The 18,384-nt window shown below is 26.8% G+C and carries 17 protein-coding genes; 1 reads left to right on the forward strand and 16 read right to left on the reverse strand.

Annotated elements, in window-relative coordinates; genetic code table 11:
• Positions 1-61 precede the first annotated feature (61 nt).
• The 8 genes from KQI36_RS06500 to nhaC form a co-directional block, all read right to left on the reverse strand.
• Positions 62-1,396, reverse strand: coding sequence for an erythromycin esterase family protein (locus tag KQI36_RS06500; protein WP_216450201.1), 1,335 nt, complete (start codon positions 1,394-1,396; stop codon positions 62-64).
• A gap of 14 nt (positions 1,397-1,410) precedes the next feature.
• Entirely contained in the window at positions 1,411-2,184 is a 774-nt protein-coding gene (locus tag KQI36_RS06505) for an ABC transporter permease (RefSeq protein ID WP_216450202.1), read from the reverse strand.
• 12 nt (positions 2,185-2,196) lie between these two features.
• A complete protein-coding gene (locus tag KQI36_RS06510; RefSeq protein ID WP_216450203.1) occupies positions 2,197-3,018 on the reverse strand; it encodes an ABC transporter permease in 822 nt (273 codons plus the stop codon).
• A 15-nt stretch (positions 3,019-3,033) separates the two neighbouring features.
• Positions 3,034-3,771, reverse strand: a complete 738-nt coding sequence (locus KQI36_RS06515; protein ID WP_216450204.1) for an ABC transporter ATP-binding protein — start codon at positions 3,769-3,771, stop codon at positions 3,034-3,036.
• Positions 3,772-3,896: 125 nt separating this feature from the next.
• Positions 3,897-4,988, reverse strand: coding sequence for a DUF4097 family beta strand repeat-containing protein (locus KQI36_RS06520; RefSeq protein ID WP_216450205.1), 1,092 nt, complete (start codon positions 4,986-4,988; stop codon positions 3,897-3,899).
• Entirely contained in the window at positions 4,981-5,589 is a 609-nt protein-coding gene (locus tag KQI36_RS06525; protein ID WP_216450206.1) for a DUF1700 domain-containing protein, read from the reverse strand. Before KQI36_RS06525 ends, KQI36_RS06520 begins: the two co-directional genes overlap by 8 nt.
• Positions 5,582-5,902, reverse strand: a complete 321-nt coding sequence (locus KQI36_RS06530) for a PadR family transcriptional regulator (protein ID WP_216450207.1) — start codon at positions 5,900-5,902, stop codon at positions 5,582-5,584. The genes KQI36_RS06525 and KQI36_RS06530 overlap by 8 nt, the downstream gene beginning before the upstream one ends.
• A 212-nt stretch (positions 5,903-6,114) precedes the next feature.
• Entirely contained in the window at positions 6,115-7,566 is a 1,452-nt protein-coding gene (nhaC, locus tag KQI36_RS06535; protein ID WP_216450208.1) for a Na+/H+ antiporter NhaC, read from the reverse strand.
• A gap of 542 nt (positions 7,567-8,108) precedes the next feature.
• Between nhaC and KQI36_RS06540 the strand changes: the two genes are divergently transcribed.
• A complete protein-coding gene (locus KQI36_RS06540; protein WP_216450209.1) occupies positions 8,109-10,232 on the forward strand; it encodes a HelD family protein in 2,124 nt (707 codons plus the stop codon).
• Between the two features lie 21 nt (positions 10,233-10,253).
• Here the strand turns inward: KQI36_RS06540 and KQI36_RS06545 are convergent, their stop codons facing one another.
• The 8 genes from KQI36_RS06545 to purH form a co-directional block, all read right to left on the reverse strand.
• Positions 10,254-11,351: a mandelate racemase/muconate lactonizing enzyme family protein gene (locus KQI36_RS06545; protein ID WP_216450210.1), complete on the reverse strand. Its 1,098-nt coding sequence runs from the start codon at positions 11,349-11,351 to the stop codon at positions 10,254-10,256.
• Between the two features lie 194 nt (positions 11,352-11,545).
• Positions 11,546-11,827 carry a hypothetical protein gene (locus tag KQI36_RS06550; RefSeq protein WP_216450211.1) on the reverse strand — a complete coding sequence of 94 codons (282 nt, stop codon included), beginning with the start codon at positions 11,825-11,827 and terminating at the stop codon, positions 11,546-11,548.
• A gap of 218 nt (positions 11,828-12,045) precedes the next feature.
• Complete coding sequence (gene pepV / locus KQI36_RS06555; protein ID WP_010294447.1) at positions 12,046-13,440, reverse strand: dipeptidase PepV; 1,395 nt, start codon at positions 13,438-13,440, stop codon at positions 12,046-12,048.
• A gap of 202 nt (positions 13,441-13,642) precedes the next feature.
• Positions 13,643-14,149, reverse strand: coding sequence for a signal peptidase I (lepB, locus tag KQI36_RS06560; protein ID WP_216450212.1), 507 nt, complete (start codon positions 14,147-14,149; stop codon positions 13,643-13,645).
• A 114-nt stretch (positions 14,150-14,263) separates the two neighbouring features.
• Positions 14,264-14,773 carry a signal peptidase I gene (lepB, locus tag KQI36_RS06565; protein WP_216450213.1) on the reverse strand — a complete coding sequence of 170 codons (510 nt, stop codon included), beginning with the start codon at positions 14,771-14,773 and terminating at the stop codon, positions 14,264-14,266.
• A 131-nt stretch (positions 14,774-14,904) separates the two neighbouring features.
• Positions 14,905-15,420: a signal peptidase I gene (gene lepB / locus KQI36_RS06570; protein WP_010294451.1), complete on the reverse strand. Its 516-nt coding sequence runs from the start codon at positions 15,418-15,420 to the stop codon at positions 14,905-14,907.
• A 152-nt stretch (positions 15,421-15,572) separates the two neighbouring features.
• Positions 15,573-16,817, reverse strand: a complete 1,245-nt coding sequence (gene purD / locus KQI36_RS06575) for a phosphoribosylamine--glycine ligase (protein WP_216450214.1) — start codon at positions 16,815-16,817, stop codon at positions 15,573-15,575.
• A 50-nt stretch (positions 16,818-16,867) separates the two neighbouring features.
• A complete protein-coding gene (purH, locus tag KQI36_RS06580; protein WP_216450215.1) occupies positions 16,868-18,370 on the reverse strand; it encodes a bifunctional phosphoribosylaminoimidazolecarboxamide formyltransferase/IMP cyclohydrolase in 1,503 nt (500 codons plus the stop codon).
• Positions 18,371-18,384 lie beyond the last annotated feature (14 nt).

An 18,384-nucleotide genomic window follows, 5' to 3' on the forward strand; every position in this document is an offset into this window, starting at 1 on the left:
ATTTATCCATTTCATTATATAAAATGTATACTTAGTCTATTTCTATTTTCATTATTGATACCTAATTAGTTTCAGCATTACTAGTAGTGTCTATAAATATCAATCCATCATACCTTTCACTTAAAACTTGAGATTTTAAGCTAGCTTTTTCATTTACAAAGTTTGCACCAATATCATGATACATTTGTGATGCTAATAATATGTTTAATAGATATTTATCTTTACTACAAGATTGAAAATCTATAAAGAACATAGGTGAAGTTCTCGAAAAAATATATGCTCCTGAACCTTTCTTAGATGATGGAAGTGTACATTTTTTAACTGTACGGTTTCCAGTTTCCTTATTGCATACTACAGCATTAAAATCTCCTTTATTAAATTCAAATCCAATAATATATATTTTATCTTTATACATGTTATATAAATTAGATCCTATTCTTTTTATATTTTCTGTCTCATATTCTTTATCTAAATTACTAAAATTGTCTATTTGCTTTGATACATGTGTATTATGAGCCCATATCATAATTTTACTATCTTCTTTTTCATGATTTAAAATCCATTTTATATTTTCTGCCATATATTTATCTCTTTTATTTTCTTTTTCAAAATCACTACTTTTTTCACCAAAAACATCATAAAACTCACACATAATTTTTAAATTTTGATTATTTACTTCATATTTTTCTTTGGAAGATCTTTTAATATATTCATCCTTTTTTTTATCACAATTATTTATTATTTCTTTGATATCATTAATAGGCAGTTCTTTGTCTACAACATAATCTAGTTTTTTATCATTAAATTCCTCAAGTTTAGAGTGAACTTTGATTTCATAATCTGGATCTATATTTTTTAAATAATCTATAACATTTGTAGCTGCCAAACTACTTGATTGCATATCGAAACCATAAAATTTAATTTTATTGTCATGAGATTTATTATATTCTCTCATCCACTCTACCATATCTAAAACTTCTTTAGTGTTCCATGTCCAAAACCCCATTGCTTCTACGGCATCTTTTGCATCTCCTTTTCCATATAAAATATAATCATTTATCCTCGCACAATCAGGCATAGATGCTTCTATAGCAAAAATATTATAATTCATCTCTTCAACGAGAAACTGAAACATTCTATGCTTCATTTGGAAAAATTCTTTTGTCCCATGAGTCGCTTCTCCCATAGCAACAATTTTTTTATCTTTTAATATATTTTTTAAAGGCATTAAATCTTCAAAACCATTATTATATTTTACAGTCTTTAATTCTATTTTCTTACTTTTCAAGGCTTGTATAGCTTTGTTTTCTTTATATTTTTCATGTTTAATATTTAATACCGTTCCTAGTGTTATAATCATAAATGCACAAATTAATATACCTATAATTTTTTTCAATGATGTATCCCCCTTTAATAAAGGTAATCTTTTCTTATCCATAAAAATATACTTATAATTAAACTTATTGTTAAAAACATTCCTAAGCTAATATAAAAACTTATAGATACACTATCCCCTAAAACATAGAAACCATATGTCGTTGTGTAATTAATAAATTCAAAAATTTTAGTGTGAAATCCTAATGCTATTGTTGAAGCAATAATAGCGAAAATGGAAATTACAAAATTGTTTATTATAGTACCAATAACTACTGATAAACCTAAGACACATAAACATATAACAAACTGTATAATGTAAAATTTTATAGTATATAAAAAAGCCTGCATCATTGAAAATTCATGTTGAATATTATAAAACTTAACTTTTGATACTTTAGGCATAAATAAATATCCAAAAATTGTACTTATTGCAAACACTATAAATACAAATATAAAAGTTATTAAAGCTAATGCTATTATCTTACTTATTATAAATTCATGTTTTTTATATGGTCTTGTTGCATATATTCTAAAAGCTCCCATATATATTTCATGACTAATTGAGTTTATATACATAATAGGAAATATTATATACATTAATTCTAATCTTACTTCATAAAATATAAATGGCGCAAAATTGAGTCTGTTTAATTCTACATTATAATTTACTGCATCATATGAACCAGCTGGATATGCATATCTCCATATACAAAATACAATTGTAATAACTATGCAAAATACAAGTAATAATATAGTTTGCCTATTTTTCCATATTCTCTGAAATTCTGAAGCTATTAATCTATTCATTTTAATTTCTCCTTAAATATAATAATCTCTGTCATTAAATGAACTCAGTCCAATTAAATAAAATACTATTCCGTGAAAAGCAATAGAAGTTATCATAATTCCAATTCCTTTTTGAGATTCTGAAAGCAAATGATCTATACCTAAATATTGAATTCTTGTTAGACAAGAAAAGTTTAAAATTTCATATATATTTGATCCTTTACTTGTAAAAATTAAAGACAACTCTGGTAACATCACTGATATAAACATGAATATCAAACTTAATGTTATCGCTTCTATAGTAGTTTTAGATATTAATGATATATACATAATAACTGATATAAAAGCAACTAAAACTATACCTGTAACAATATAATATTTAATATTGTAAGAAATACTTTCACTTATCGTAAAAGTTCTTAAACAATATGGAAACTTAACATTTTCATGTGGCAAAGCTAAATATCCTAAAAAAGTACTTAAAAGAAAATTTACAGTTAAAAATAAAAACATAGTACTTACTATAACTAGATATTTTGTTTTGAAAATTTCATCAAAACAAATATTTCTTGTCATTACCATCCTTAACTGACCAGTTCTATATTCATTTGTTACAGCCATGACAATAAAGATAATTACCATAATATCAAAAATGCTTACTATTTGATTTTTAAGTAAGTTACTTGGAAAGTTTAATGCTGAAATATATTTAAGATTGTCTGGTGTAATACCAATATTATTTTTAATAGAAAATTTAATAAAATATATTAAATTTAATACTGTCGTTATAAATAAAATCCATGTAACCTTTCTTCTCCACAACTTTTGCCATTCACTAATAAATAATTTTTTCATAATCATATCCACCGCCTAATATTTGCTTACCAATTTTATAAATGCATCTTCTAATCTGCCATTATCACTAACACTCTCTAGTTCTTTTTTACTACCCTCCCATATAAGGTTTCCTTCATTTATTACAATAAATCTATTACAAACTTGTTGTAATTCGTCTAAAAGATGACTGGATATTAAAAAACTTATTTTCTTTTCTCTTTGAAGTTTAAATATAAGGTTTCTTAAATCTCTCATACCTATAGGATCTAATCCATTAGCCGGTTCATCTAAAATAATTATTTCTGGATTATTTAAAAGTGCTTGCGCAATTCCTAACCTTTGTTTCATTCCTAAAGAATAAGTTTTAACTTTATCATCACCTCTACTTTGAAGGTCTACTATTTTTAAAACTTCTTCCACTTTTTCTTTTTGTTCAACCTTTGACATATCTGGGTTCAGGATAGCTAAATTTTGTAGATTTTTTCTTCCTGACATAAATGGGAAAAATACAGGTTCTTCTACTATTGCGCCAAGATTCAATAATGCACTTTTTCTTTGTTTAACAACATCTATGCCATTTATTTTCACTTCCCCTTTTGTTGGAGAAATTAAATTTGTAATAATTCTAATTAAAGTAGTTTTTCCCGCACCATTAGGACCTAAAAAACCACAAATGTCACCTTTATAAATATCAAAGGAAATATCACTTAATATAGTTCTATTTTTTATTTTTTTACTTACACCTTTTATTTCTATTTTTTTCTCTAACATAAACTCTCCCCCTAATGTTGTTATTTTTGTAAACAATAAGAATTATAAAGGGAATTTTTAAAGGTTTTATAAAGTTTTTAATTTTTCCATAAAAATAAGCCCAGTATTTTACTGAGCTTATTACACTATTTAAAGTTTAAGTTAGCATCTCCATTATTTAACTTAACCTTTAAAATATTACTAGAGCCTTCATTTCTTTCGGCCTGTTTTTCATATTGTTTATCATTTATTTTAATTTTTCCAAAGTCACTTTTAATATCATAATCATAATCTTCCTTATTTAAAGAGGTGTTAATTAACACATTTCCATACTTTGAATTTATTTCTGATGTACCTTTAAACTCACCATTAATTTCTGCATTTCCATTAGTTAAATTCATTTTTAAATCATTTGTTTGTAACGCATTTGCATACACTTTTCCATAATTATTAACTATATTAGCATTTCCACCATTCATGCTATCAATATTTAATTCACCATTTTTAATGTCAATATTTAATATTTCACTTTTGCTATTAGAAAGGTCATTATTACCATAACTATTTCTTAAAGTATAATTCTTAGTAGATACATTATTTCCAATATACTTACCATTATTTAAAGTTACATCCAACCCATTACAATTAACATTTTCAAGTTTAACTCCACCGTATTTATTAGAAACATTAATATTTTGAGCTTTAATATTACTAGCATTTAACTTACCATTACTCATATTCATATTAATAGTACCACTGGCCTCTAAACCATCTACTGTTATATTTCCAAATCTAGATGTTATTTTTAACTCTTTAGATTTCATTTCCTTTGGAGCATATATTTTAATGTAACCTTTCTCTGAATTATTCTTTTCAACGCCTAAATCAAAATTAAAATTTACTCCCCTTTCTATGTCTTGCTTTAAAAATAATTTACCCTCTTTAATATAATAGGAAATCTTTCCACTGTTTTGTGGAACATCAAATTCTAACTCATATTTATCTGATTTTAAAAATTCTATATTAGTGTTGCATTCAACATCAATACTATTAAACTCATCTAAAGAAATAGTTTCTTTATATCTTTCCTTTGAACTATTTATAATTAATCCATCTTTTATATTTAAACTTATGTCTTTTGAACCACCTAACAAATATCCAATATAAGTCATTATGCTTCCTACACATATCATACCAATAGCTATAATTGCTATTCTTTTTCTAACTCTTTTATTCATAATTTCCTTTAACCCCCCTTCTCTTTTTAGCTTTATTTAATATCTTATTTGTTGTATTAGCTATAAATCTGAAACCTTTGTTTGCTAAATATGTTATAGGTAGAAAAATTAAAGCATCAATTCCAACTACTACAATTCCTCCACCGATAAATATAAGTGCTGTTGGTATATCTTTAAAAATCACAACAATTCCTGAAATAACTGCAACTATTCCTGCTCCGCCCATAGCTATCATAGTTAATAAAAATGCAATGATAATAGCTATTACTGCAACCCCAATAGCTCCTACAGTTAAAAAGATTGCTATTGTTAATGGTAGTGCTATTGGTGCTGCAAAAACTGCCAATATAGCAAACCAAACTGCTGAAATCCCTTTTTTAGTAGAGTTAGGCTTTAAAGACATATCTTTAAGTGAATAATCCGCTAATATTTGTGATGCTATATCACATGGAGAACCTAGAGATTCCATAACTTGCTGCTCATCCTCTATACCAGCTTCATCAAAATATTCATTATAGTAATTTAAAGCATCTTCAATTTCATCTTTAGGCAATCTTTTTAATTTAGACCTCAATTCACTAATAAATTCTACTCTATTCATCAATTATCCCTCCCTTTAAAACTTTATCAACTTTACTTTTATAATCATTCCACTCATTAAAATACTCTTTAAATTTTATTTTGCCTTCTTCTGTTACTTTATAATAACGTCTATTTCTACCTTGAAAAGGTTGATCATAGGTTTGTAAGCATCCTTCCTTTTGTAGTCTCCTAAGTACTGGATATAATGTAGATTCAGAAATATTCATAATTTCTCTAACTTGCTGAGTTAGCACATATCCATACGTATCTTCTTTCATTAGGATGGCTAATACGCATGCATCTAATAAAGCAGCTCCTAACTGAAAAGCCATTTTTTGTCCTCCTTATTTCATTAATATAGGGATAACTTTAAATACTAAAAATATCTTTTTATTTATAATAAAATTTTATAAATTAATTTAACCTTATTATTTTTACCTATAATATTATATCTTTATGTATATTATACGTCGTATAATATTAGAGTGTCAATAATATACTTTTTATAAAAATAAAAGGTAGCTTAGTAAGCTACCTTTTTTCTTTATATTTTAACTGTATTATCTTTATCTAAAGCATTATTTTCACTTAATATATTTCCTATTGGTTTGCTTGAATCTAATGGTTTTAATGCTATACCTGTATAACCATAAAATGCTGAAACTAATGGATTAATAAATCCTAAAAAGTGGAATGGTGCATAAGCAAAAGCACTTACCCCTAAGGTTGTAAAGTAAATTGCACCACAGGTTGACCATGGTACTAACCCAGAAGTTAAAGTTCCTGCATCTTCTAAAACTCTTGATAAATTTGTAGGATGTAAGTTTAATTTTTCATATACAGGCTTGTACATTTGACCTGGAATAACTATTGACATATATTGATCTGCTGCCATAAAATTCATGGCTATACAACTTACTATATTGGATAGAATAATACTTCCTCTGCTATGACAGTGTTTAAGTATTACGGATATTATAGTATCTAAACAACCTATTCTCTTAACTAGTCCACCAAAAGCTAATGCACACATAACAAGAGAAATTGTTTCCATCATTGAAAGTAATCCACCTCTATTTAAAAGAGAATCTACCATTGTATTTCCAGTACTTAGTTGAACTCCATAAAATAATGCATGTAAAACTTCTGGTATACTATTTCCTTGTGAAAACGCAAATATTGTTCCAATTGTAGCGCCGCCTATCATTCCTGGTATAGCAGGAACTTTAAATATTATCATTAATATTACTGATAAAGGTGCAATGAAAATTAATGGACTTATATGAAATGTTGCCAATATAGTCTTGGATATAGCATCAATTTGAGTTGTGTCTACAATAGCTCCTTTATATTTAAGACCAATAAGACCAAACAAACTTACTGCTATGGTAAAACTTGGTATTGTTGTATAAAGCATATGCCTTATATGATCAAAAACATTTGTTCCAACTACTCCAGCAGCTAAATTTGTACTGTCTGATAATGGTGATAATTTATCTCCAAAAGATGCTCCACTTACAACTGCTCCTGCTACTATAGGTGCTGGTATACCAAGTCCAGCTCCAATTCCCATTGCTGCTGTTCCCATAGTTCCTGCTGTAGTCCACGCACTACCAGTTGACACTGATACTATGGCACATATCACTGGTAGTAAAAATAAAAACATTGTTGGTGTAAACATTTTCAAGCCATAGTATATCATACCTGGAACTACTCCACCTGCAATCCAAGTTCCAACCAAACATCCAACTATCATAATAATAAAGTTAGCTTGCATAGCCATAGAATTAGTTTCTATCATTGCCTTTTCCATGTCATCCCAACTTATTCCTAAAACTTTACCTATAAAAGCTGTTATTACACAACATATAATTAAAGGAATTTGCGGTGCAGAATCAAATACAATTACACCTAATAACATAAATATTATTAACGAAATAAATGGTATTAAAGATACCATAAGTGATGGTTTTTTACACATTTTGTCACTTCCCATGAAAGTCTCCCCCTTTTATAAATTAAAATTATATTTATATTACTTATAAATTTATCTAAAAGTTTATATAGAATAATATTTATGCGATTTTATTTTCTTTTAGTATAAATATACCACAATAATTGTAAAATTCATAGAATATTCTAAATATTTTATAAATATTGTCTTATTACTTTTATAAATCTTCAATCTTAGCGATTATCTAAAAATATTTTTTAACTTCTCAATGTTTATATTCATGTTTTCTAATATATCATTGCATAATTATACACTTTAGTTTTAACTGTATTATTATTAGATTTATATTATATTTTTTTATTACAATTCTAAGTTTTCCATTATATGATTTTGACATTAAATTTTAATATATTTATTTATGAACTAAGAAATTTTAAAATTTACTATCTTTATCTTTTAATATTATAAATCTAGGGTTATAATATTAGGTACTCTATTGTTATAAGTTTTCATAATTTGTTTAAACTTATAAATAGTGTCATAGAAAAATTTTGTTTTTACAGCCTTTGAAGGGAGGATTTTTTATGAACGATGAATTAAAAAAAGAACTAGAATTCGGTATAGAAAAAGAAAAATTATCAGAGGTAATTGAGTTAATTAATGATGAAATATTGATATACTTAGATAAAAGAAAAGAAATCGTTGATTACATAGTTGAATATAGAAAGAATATATTAGATGACTATAAAGATGATGAAGATAAATTAATTGATTACTTTGACCATGAAAGGTATGTAAAAGAAGAAGCCTTTAAATCTATTGATACAAAACTTAAGGAACTTAATATCCTTAAAACTTCTCCTTACTTTGGAAATGTTGAATTTAGAGAAGAAGATTTTGGAATAGATAAGATATATGTAGGTAGGTTTGGTGTTACTCCTCATAACACCTTTGAACCAGTTGTTGTTGACTGGAGAGCCCCTGTATCATCATTATTCTATCATGGTTCTTTAGGAGAAAGTCACTATAATGCTCCTATGGGAAAAGTTGATGTAAATATATTAGGCAGACGTCAATTCATAATAAAAAAAGGCATACTTGAAGGAATGTTTGATTCTGCAGTGAATGTAAATGATGATATACTTCAAATGGTATTAAGTAAGAATTCATCACAAAAATTAAAAGATATTATAATGACAATACAAAGTGAACAAGATGAAATTATAAGAGAAGATAAATATAAAGCACTTGTTGTTGATGGTGTAGCTGGTAGTGGTAAAACTACCATTGCTCTTCATAGAGTGGCATACCTTTTATATAACAACAGAGAATCTTTAGAAAACAAAGTTCTTATCCTAGGCCCTAATCACATATTTATGGATTATATATCTGATGTGCTTCCTAGCCTTGGAGAAAGTGGAGTAAAACAATCTACATTTATAGATTTTGCTCTTGAAATTTTAGATTTAGAAGAAGCTTTTTCATTAAAAGATGTTATGGAAAAAGTATTAAACGGTGATAAAACATTTATAGAAGAAATTGCTTATAAATCTTCCATAGATTTCAAAATATCACTAGATACATATATAGAGTCTCTTAATGCTAACTTATTTAAATATGAGGATATATCCCTTAGAGGTAATTTAATTATAAGCAAAGAGGATATTCAAAATATGTTTGAAGAAGATTTTAAATACATGCCTCTATTCAAACGAAGCAAAAGAATTAAAAAAATAATTTTTTCTAAGCTAAAAGATGCTAGAGATACAGAATTTAGAGCTATTGAAAATAATTTCAAGGTTATTAAATCAAAACTTTCTAAAGATGAATTAATTTTAGAAATAAATGATTTAGACTTCAAAAGAAAACTTGCAATACAAGAACTTATACAAGATATAATAGAACTAAAAAAATCTTTATCTTATTTAAATGCACCATCTATTATGGATCTTTATACTGAGTTTAATACTAACTTAGATTTAACAGAATTAGATTTAGCTGCAATTCTATATCTTAAAGTTAAATTAGAAGGATTTAAATTAAAAGATGAGATAAAACATGTGGTAATAGATGAAGCACAAGATTATTCTCCAGTTCAATTTGCTACAATAAAAGAAATTACTAAGTGTAATTCATTTACAATTGTTGGTGATAGTAATCAACGTCTATTACCTTTAAATGGTGAACCAGCTATGTTAACCTTAGGTAATTATTTAAATGACTTAGAAGTTTCTAACTATAAACTAGATAAAAGCTATCGTTCTACTAAAGAAATAATGGACTATGCTAATAATTTTCTAGATGAAGATAAAATAGTTCCATTAGTCCGTTCTGGTGAACAAGTTGAAAAGACTATCTCTAATTCTAAGTCTGAGTTAGAATCACAAATAATATCTATTGCTCAAAAAATGAGAGATGAAAATTTAGAAAATATAGCTATAGTAACCTATGATGAAAATGAAGCTTTAGAATTGAACTCTATGTTGCAAAATAAATTGAACTTTAAATTAATTAATAAAGACTATATAAAATATACTCATGGAATTACAATAATACCTTCATATTTTGCAAAAGGATTAGAATTTGATGGTGTTATACTAATTGAGAGTAATAAATATAAAAATAATTACTACGATAATATAAAAAAATTAAGATATGTAATGGCAACTAGAGCCCTTCATAAATTAGCTATAATATCTACAAAATAATAAGGACACCTATGGTGTCCTTTATTTTATTTCTTTCCATCCTTTTATTTCTTTAATTCCAAGACCTGGCTCATCATTTAATATTATTTTATTTTTCTCAAAAGTTGCTCCACCTACTATAGGATCTTCTTCAAATATAAGCATAGTATCTAAATCTGAGGTTATCATATTATCTTTAGCCATCGCCATGCTAGCAGCAGCAGTTATACCTATTTTACTTTCTATCATGCATCCCATCATGCACTTTATATCCATAGTCTCTGCCATATTATATATTTTTATTGCATTATGGATTCCTCCACTTTTCATAAGTTTTAAATTTATATAATCGCAAGTTCTATTCTTTATTACTCTAAAAGCTTCTGCACTAGAATATCCAAATACAGATTCATCAGCTAAAATCATAGTATCCACACTATCTTTAACTTTCTTTAAACCTTCTATATCCCAATATTTAACTGGTTGCTCTACAAAATCTATATCAAGTCCTATTTCTTCACATTTTTTTATTATTTTTATTGCTTCCTTTGCACTCCATGCACCACTACCATCTATTCTTATTCTTGCAGATTTTCTTATTGACTTTTTAATAACCTGAAGAATTTCAATATCCCTTTCAAAACTCCCATACCCTAACTTAATTTTCAAATCTGTATAACCATTAAGCATAGCTTCTAATGAATTTTTGGCCATATTTTCAATAGAATCATTCATTATAGTTGTATCTGTTATAGTAACATTTGTACTTCCTCCTAAAAACTTATATAAAGGCTCATTATACTTCTTTCCTGCTAAATCATAAAGTGCTATATCTATGGCAGCCTTAGCACTTGGATTTCTTCTAATAACTTTTTCCATAGTAGTTATTATAGATTCTAAAGAGCTAATTTCCATACCCTTTATATAATCTTCTATATATCTTATAGCCCCAATTATAGAATTCTCTGTCTCTCCAGTAACCATTGGTGCTGGAGCTGCACTACCATAACCAATTTCTCCAGTATCAGTTATAATTTTTATAACAACTTCTTCTGAAGTTGTTATTTCTCTTGTTGGAAGCTTATACTTTCTTTTTAACGGTATATCTATTTTACCTATTTTTATTTCTTTTATTTTCATAATAAAAAACCTCACAATGAAATTTAATTTTTACTGTATAATACTATTTAAAATAGAGTCATATTATTCCAATTAAATGCTCATTATAAAGTTATTTTTAATTAATAAAATTAAATAAAAATAACTGAGTATACATATTAAGTATATCAGTATATTTATTTAACATTTTAAATTTTCAGACTCAAAAATCTATATTAAGTTATTTTTTGTAAAAAGAAAATTAAAATTAATGAACTTACAATAAATACATTCAAAATTAAAATTGCAGAACAAATACTAATTGATTTATTACTTATTATTTTAAATTCTTTATTTTTTAAAGCACCTTCAACATTATTGGATAGTTTTTTTAAACTGCTTAAAGAACTTATAAAGCTTATAGATATAAGACCAAAAGCTAATATTATTGAAGGGTTTTCCATAAACACTAATAAAATTATAGCAGTAATTAAAGATACCATAGATAAAAAAATCATAATACGCTCCTAAATAATTATTAAATTTCTTTTAACTTATTAACAATATATTTATATTATAACATCACCTTCCTATTTTATCCATATATTTTATAATATTTTTAAAAAATATTGAATTTTATAAAGATTTTATTTGTTTGCAAATTTATATTTTTATTTTTCTAATTAAAAATAAACACCTAAGAAAAATTCTTAGGTGTTTTCTATTATTTTATTAATTATTTTGCTAATTCATATAATGCATGTGCATATATTTTTGAAATTCTTATTAATTCTTCTATATCTATATATTCATTTGGTTGATGAACTGTACTCGGCTGTCCTATGAATGTTGGTCCAAATGCTACTGTGTTAGGCATTTCTTTAGCATAAGTACCTCCTCCTATTGAAACAAATTTAGCTTCTTCGTCCATTTGTTCACTATAAGCTTTTGCTAATTTTTGAATTAATGGATGATCTGTTTCAAAGTATAAAGGTTCTTGATGAGAGAAGTTTTCCATCATTATTCCTGTAGTTCCTAAAGTTGTACATAATGGAGTCATCATATCATCTAACGTTTTTGTAACTGGATATCTTAAGTTTAATGTAGTTGATCCACTTTTTCTATTTAAATTAATTTTTCCTAAATTAAATGACAATGTTCCTGATGGTTCATCTTCAAGATAAACTCCAAAGCTCTTTCCATCTACTTCCATACCAACTTTTTCATCAAAGAATTTAACATAATCAGATACTTCATCATCTCTTAAATCTAAAGTTGCTAAACATGTAACTAATTGCATTATAGCATTTTTTCCTTGTTCTGGTGTACTTCCATGTCCAGAAACTCCTATAGATTTAATAATTGCTTTATTACCTTCTATATTAACTGTCATTTCATATTTTTTGTCTTTTGCAAAAGCTTCTACTGTATTTTTAACTTCTTCAGCATTTGCACAAGTTAAAACTGCTTCACAATAATCTGGAACCATATTTGCAGCATTTCCACCAACTATGCTTTCAATTATAACTTTACCCTCTTTGTCACATGGAACAAAATTTTTAACTAAATCAAATATTGTTATACCTTTTTCTCCATTTATTATTGGGAAATCAGCATCTGGCGTAAACGCTAATACTGGTGCTTTTTCTTTTTTTAAGTAATATGGAATGTCTTCCCCACCAGTTTCTTCATTTGTTCCAAATATAACTCTTATTCTTTTTGACATTGGAAGATTTGAATCTTTTATTGCTTTTAATGCATATAGACAAGCAACAACCGGTCCTTTATCATCAGAAGTTCCTCTTCCATACATTTTTCCGTCATGTATCTCAGCAGCATATGGTGGATACATCCATCCATCTCCTTCTGGAACTAAATCTAAGTGTCCAAGAGATGCAACGTATTCTTCACCTTCTCCGATTTCTGCATATCCTGCATATCCATCAACATTAACTGTTTTAAAGCCTAACTTTTCTGACATTTTTAAAGCACATTGTAAAGCCTTATCTACATCTTCTCCAAAAGGCATACCTGGTTTAGCTTCACCTTCCAAACTTCTTATTTTAACAAGTTCTGCTGTTGAGGCAATAATTTCATTACGCATAGCGTCAATTCTTTGATTAATATCCATATATACAACTTCCTTTCTTGGAAAATAATTTTTAACATTTTGTTAACTTATAATTTAATTATTGCACTTTTCATGAACAAACTCAATAATTAAATAAAAAATATTTTTATTTAATTGAAAAATTATTATTTTTTAAATTTATATTTATTTAAAATAAAATAATCCTTTAAAACACTTATATGTATTTTAAAGGATTATTTTATTATTTAAGTTTTCCCCATCTACTAAAAGGCTTTATTACAAATATTGCCTTTCCTTGTATATCTTTATAATTTATGTAAGGATTATCCCAACTTCTTGCATCTAATGACGTAGCCCTATTATCCCCTGCAAAAAGATAACAATGTTCAGGAACATCAAAAATTCCAGTTTTATCACTATTATTAACCACATAAGGCTCTTCTAACTTATTATTATTTATATACACAGTTCCATCATTTTTAAATTCAACATGATCATTTGGAAGCCCTACTACCCTTTTAACTAAATCTTCATCTCGTTCTTTTGATTTAAAAACTATTATTTCTCCTCTTTCAATTGATTTCTCACCATAAATTCTCGTACAAAATATAACATCATCTAATTGTATTGTTGGTAACATTGAACCTGTAGGAACTTTTATATTAAAAAAAATTAATTTGTTAGTTACCTCTGCTATTATTAATGCTATTAAAATTATCCCCAGCCATTCTTTTATAACCTTCTTCATACTTTCTCTCCTAACTATATTTAATAATTTTATTTTACATTATTTAAAGTTATCTGTTAAGAAACTCCATAATTAAAAGCTATATTAAAATTTAAATTTTAATATAGCTTTTAATTATTTATCTAATTTTCCCCATCTACTAAAAGGCATTATTACAAATTTAGCTCTTCCTTTTATATCTTTATAATTTATGTAAGGATTATCCCAACTTCTTGCATCTAATGATGTAGCCCTATTATCCCCTGCAAAAAGATAACAATGTTCAGGAACATCAAAAATTCCAGTCTTATCACTATTATTAACTACATAAGGCTCTTCTAACTTCTTATTATTTATATAAACAGTTCCATCATTTTTAAATTCAACATGATCATTTGGAAGTCCTATTACTCTTTTAACCAAGTCATCTTTTAATTCTTTTGATTCAAAAACTATTATTTCTCCTCTTTTAATAGACTTTTCACCATAAATTTTTGTACAAAATATGGTATCATCTAACTGTATTGTTGGTAACATTGATCCAGTTGTTACTTTTATATTAAAAAAAATAAATTTATTAGTTACCCCTGCTATTATTAATGCTACTATAATTATCCATAACCAATCTTTTATAAACTTCTTCATTTTCTCTCCTCCCCCTACATTTATATGTATATTTTACATTATTTAAAGTTATCTGTTAAGAAAATTTATCGTTAACTATTAAAAATAAACAATAAAAAAGCTATACTAAAATTTTAATATAGCTTTCAGTGTTAATTCAATTTTCCCCATCTGCTAAATGGGCTTATTATAAACCTTGCTTTTCCTTTTATATCTTTATAATTTATATACGGATTATCCCAATATCTTGCATCCAATGAATTATTTCTATTGTCTCCACAAAATACATAACAATCTTCTGGAACATCAAAAATAGCTTCTTTGTCACTATTATAGACTACATAATCTTCTTCAATTAGTTTACCATTAATATACATAGTTCCATCAGCTTTTATTTCAATGTGATCACCTGGAAGACCTATAAGTCTTTTTATTAAATCTTCTTCCAATTCATCTGATTTAAATACTATAATATCTCCTCTTTGAAGTGATTCCTGATTATAAATTCTAGTAACAAATATCTTATCACCAGGTTTTATAGTTGGATACATAGATTCTGTTGGTACATTAACATTAAAGAATATGAATCTGTTTACCAAAAATGCTAAAAAAACAGCACATAAAATTGGTATTCCCCAATCTTTAAAAAACTTTTCAAGTAATTCCAAGTATTTCACTCCTATCTATAATAATATGTATATACACTTTTAAAATCACTTTTTAATTATATCATAAAGAAATAACAAATTCTTTTTATTTAGATAATTTTCATATTAAAATAAAAAACACTATGAAACTCATAATGTTTTTTGTTCTAAATCTATTTTCCAATATCTTTCCTATAATACATACCATCAAAATATATTTTATTTATGTTATCATAAGCTTTATATCTTGCTTCCTCTAGTGTTTCTCCTATTGAGGTTACCCCTAATACTCTTCCACCATTAGTTACTAATTTTCCATTTTTCTCTTCTGCTCCCGCAAAAAAAGTTTTAGCTTTAACTTTGTTTACTCCTGTTATTTCAAAACCCTTTTCATATTTTATCGGATATCCCTTCGATGAAGCTATAACACAACAAGCATGCTGATTTTTGAATATAACTTTAGTACTTTTTAATTTTTTATCTATAGCACTATTTATTAGTTCTACTAAGTCACTTTCCATAAGCGGAAGTACTACTTGTGTTTCAGGGTCTCCCATTCTAACATTATATTCAAGTAAATATATGCCTTTTTTAGTTATCATAATTCCGAAAAAGATTATGCCAACATAATCCAACTTTTCTTTTTTTATCCCGTTTAATGTTGGTATCATTATATGTTTTGTAAAATCTTTCAAAACTTCTTCATTACAATATGGGTTGGGAGCGATTGTGCCCATTCCCCCTGTATTAGGCCCTTTGTTGCCATCATTTATAGCTTTATGATCTTTTGCAGATATAAAAGGTATTATCACTTCTCCATCTGTTATAGAAAGTATAGATGCTTCAACACCTTCTAAAAATTCCTCTATAACTAAACCTTCTCCAGCATTACCTAAAATTTTATCTTCCATAAAATCTTTTACTGCTTTTATTGCCTCTTCTCTTTTTTCTGCTATAACAACGCCTTTACCTGCTGCTAGGCCATCTGCTTTTATAACCACTGGTAAGACACAATTCTCAACATAATTTAATGCTTCTTTTAAATTATAAAACTTACTATACTCTGCAGTTTTTACGCCATATTTTTTCATGAAATCTTTTGAAAATGCTTTACTGCCTTCTAGTTGAGCTGCCTCTTTACTTGGTCCAAAAATCCTAAGACCTTTTTCTTTAAATTTATCTACAATTCCTTCACAAAGCTCTTTTTCTGGACCTACAACTGTTAGTTCAATATTATTAGTTTGTGCAAAATTTATTAGGTCATCTATATTGTCTATATCTATATTTTCGCATTTTTTTTCAAAATAAGTTCCACCATTTCCTTTAGAACAATATATTTTTTCAACTATAGGATTTTGTGCCATCTTATGTGCTAATGCATGTTCTCTACCACCATTACCTACTAACAATATCTTCATGTTTCACTCTCCTAAACTTTAGTTAGTAACTATTTGATTTACTCTTAAATTTAATGCTTAAAATGTCTTATTCCACTAAATACCATACTTATTCCATACTCATTACAGGCATCTATTGATTCTTGATCTCTTAACGACCCACCGGGTTGAATTATAGTTTTTATATTTGATTTTGCTATTTCATCTACGCAATCCCTAAATGGAAAAAATGCATCAGAAGCCAATACTGTAGCTCCTTCTCCTCTTTCAAGTGCTTGCTTTGTTGCCCATATTCGATTAACTTGTCCACCTGCTATACCTATAGCTTTTTTATCTTTAGATACAACTATGGCATTAGATTTTACATATTTGCAAACTTTCATCGCAAACATTAGCTCTTCCATTTCTTCATTACTTGGATTTTCCTTTGTAACTACTTTTAAATCATCATACATTTTTTTATCTAATTCTTGAACCAATAAACCACCATCTATAGATATAATTTCTTTTTTATCATTTGGCTTTGATGTACATTTTATAACCCTTAAATTTTTCTTTTCTTTTAAAATTGTGATAGCTTCTTCTGTAAAATCTGGAGCTATTACAATTTCTAAAAATGTCTTTATCATCTCTGTTGCTGTTTCTTTATCAATAGTCCTGTTTATTGCTACTATTCCTCCAAATATTGATACCGGATCACAACTATGTGCTTTTTTATAAGCATCTGCTACAGTATTTCCAATAGCCACTCCACATGGTGTATTATGTTTTAATCCACAACAAGCTATTTCTTCAAATTCATTTACAACTTTCCATGCAATATCCATATCTTTTATATTATTGTAAGATAGTTCTTTTCCATTTAATTTAATTATATTATTAAGCATTCCGAATCCATTAGTATTTTTATAAACCATTGCACTTTGATGACTATTTTCACCATATCTTAAATTATTTTCTTTTACATATGAAGCAGTAAAATAATTTTCTTCATCATCTTCTTCAAGTAAAAATTTGCATATTGCGGCATCATAAGCAGTAGTTAAATTAAATACTTTTGCTGCAAAACTTTTTCTTGTTTTATAATCTACATCACCATTTTCATTAATTTGCTTTATAACAGTTTCATAGTCTTTAATATCACTAACAACAAGAACATCTTTAAAATTCTTTGCAGCACTTCTTAGCATACTTGGACCACCTATATCAATAAATTCTATTTTTTCTTCAAAAGCTAAATCTTCTTTAGCTTTTTCAAAGAACGGATATAAGTTTACACAAACTAAATCTATAGTTTCTATTTTTCTTTCTTTTAATGTGTCCATATGATTTTTATTATCTCTAATTGCCAGTATGCCACCATGTATATTAGGATGAAGGGTTTTAACTCTTCCATCTAACATCTCATCAGCTTTTGTTATTTCACAAACCTCTTTTACATCTATATGATTTTCTTTTAAATATTTATAAGTTCCACCACTTGATATTATTTCAACATTATTCTTTTGAAGAAATCTTACAAATTCTAATATATTCGTTTTATCAAATACACTTATTAATGCTCTTTTTATCATCAATATCACCCTTT

Source organism: Clostridium senegalense, from assembly GCF_018916625.1.
GTDB lineage: Bacteria > Bacillota > Clostridia > Clostridiales > Clostridiaceae > Clostridium_J > Clostridium_J senegalense.

Coding starts and splice junctions, on each gene's coding strand:
- KQI36_RS06505 (WP_216450202.1), bottom strand. CDS start 2,184: ATGAATAGATTAATAGCTTCAGAATTTCAGAGAATATGGAAAAATAGG.
- KQI36_RS06510 (WP_216450203.1), bottom strand. CDS start 3,018: ATGAAAAAATTATTTATTAGTGAATGGCAAAAGTTGTGGAGAAGAAAG.
- KQI36_RS06515 (WP_216450204.1), bottom strand. CDS start 3,771: ATGTTAGAGAAAAAAATAGAAATAAAAGGTGTAAGTAAAAAAATAAAA.
- KQI36_RS06520 (WP_216450205.1), bottom strand. CDS start 4,988: ATGAATAAAAGAGTTAGAAAAAGAATAGCAATTATAGCTATTGGTATG.
- KQI36_RS06525 (WP_216450206.1), bottom strand. CDS start 5,589: ATGAATAGAGTAGAATTTATTAGTGAATTGAGGTCTAAATTAAAAAGA.
- KQI36_RS06530 (WP_216450207.1), bottom strand. CDS start 5,902: ATGGCTTTTCAGTTAGGAGCTGCTTTATTAGATGCATGCGTATTAGCC.
- nhaC (WP_216450208.1), bottom strand. CDS start 7,566: ATGGGAAGTGACAAAATGTGTAAAAAACCATCACTTATGGTATCTTTA.
- KQI36_RS06540 (WP_216450209.1), top strand. CDS start 8,109: ATGAACGATGAATTAAAAAAAGAACTAGAATTCGGTATAGAAAAAGAA.
- KQI36_RS06545 (WP_216450210.1), bottom strand. CDS start 11,351: ATGAAAATAAAAGAAATAAAAATAGGTAAAATAGATATACCGTTAAAA.
- KQI36_RS06550 (WP_216450211.1), bottom strand. CDS start 11,827: ATGATTTTTTTATCTATGGTATCTTTAATTACTGCTATAATTTTATTA.
- pepV (WP_010294447.1), bottom strand. CDS start 13,440: ATGGATATTAATCAAAGAATTGACGCTATGCGTAATGAAATTATTGCC.
- lepB (WP_216450212.1), bottom strand. CDS start 14,149: ATGAAGAAGGTTATAAAAGAATGGCTGGGGATAATTTTAATAGCATTA.
- lepB (WP_216450213.1), bottom strand. CDS start 14,773: ATGAAGAAGTTTATAAAAGATTGGTTATGGATAATTATAGTAGCATTA.
- purD (WP_216450214.1), bottom strand. CDS start 16,817: ATGAAGATATTGTTAGTAGGTAATGGTGGTAGAGAACATGCATTAGCA.
- purH (WP_216450215.1), bottom strand. CDS start 18,370: ATGATAAAAAGAGCATTAATAAGTGTATTTGATAAAACGAATATATTA.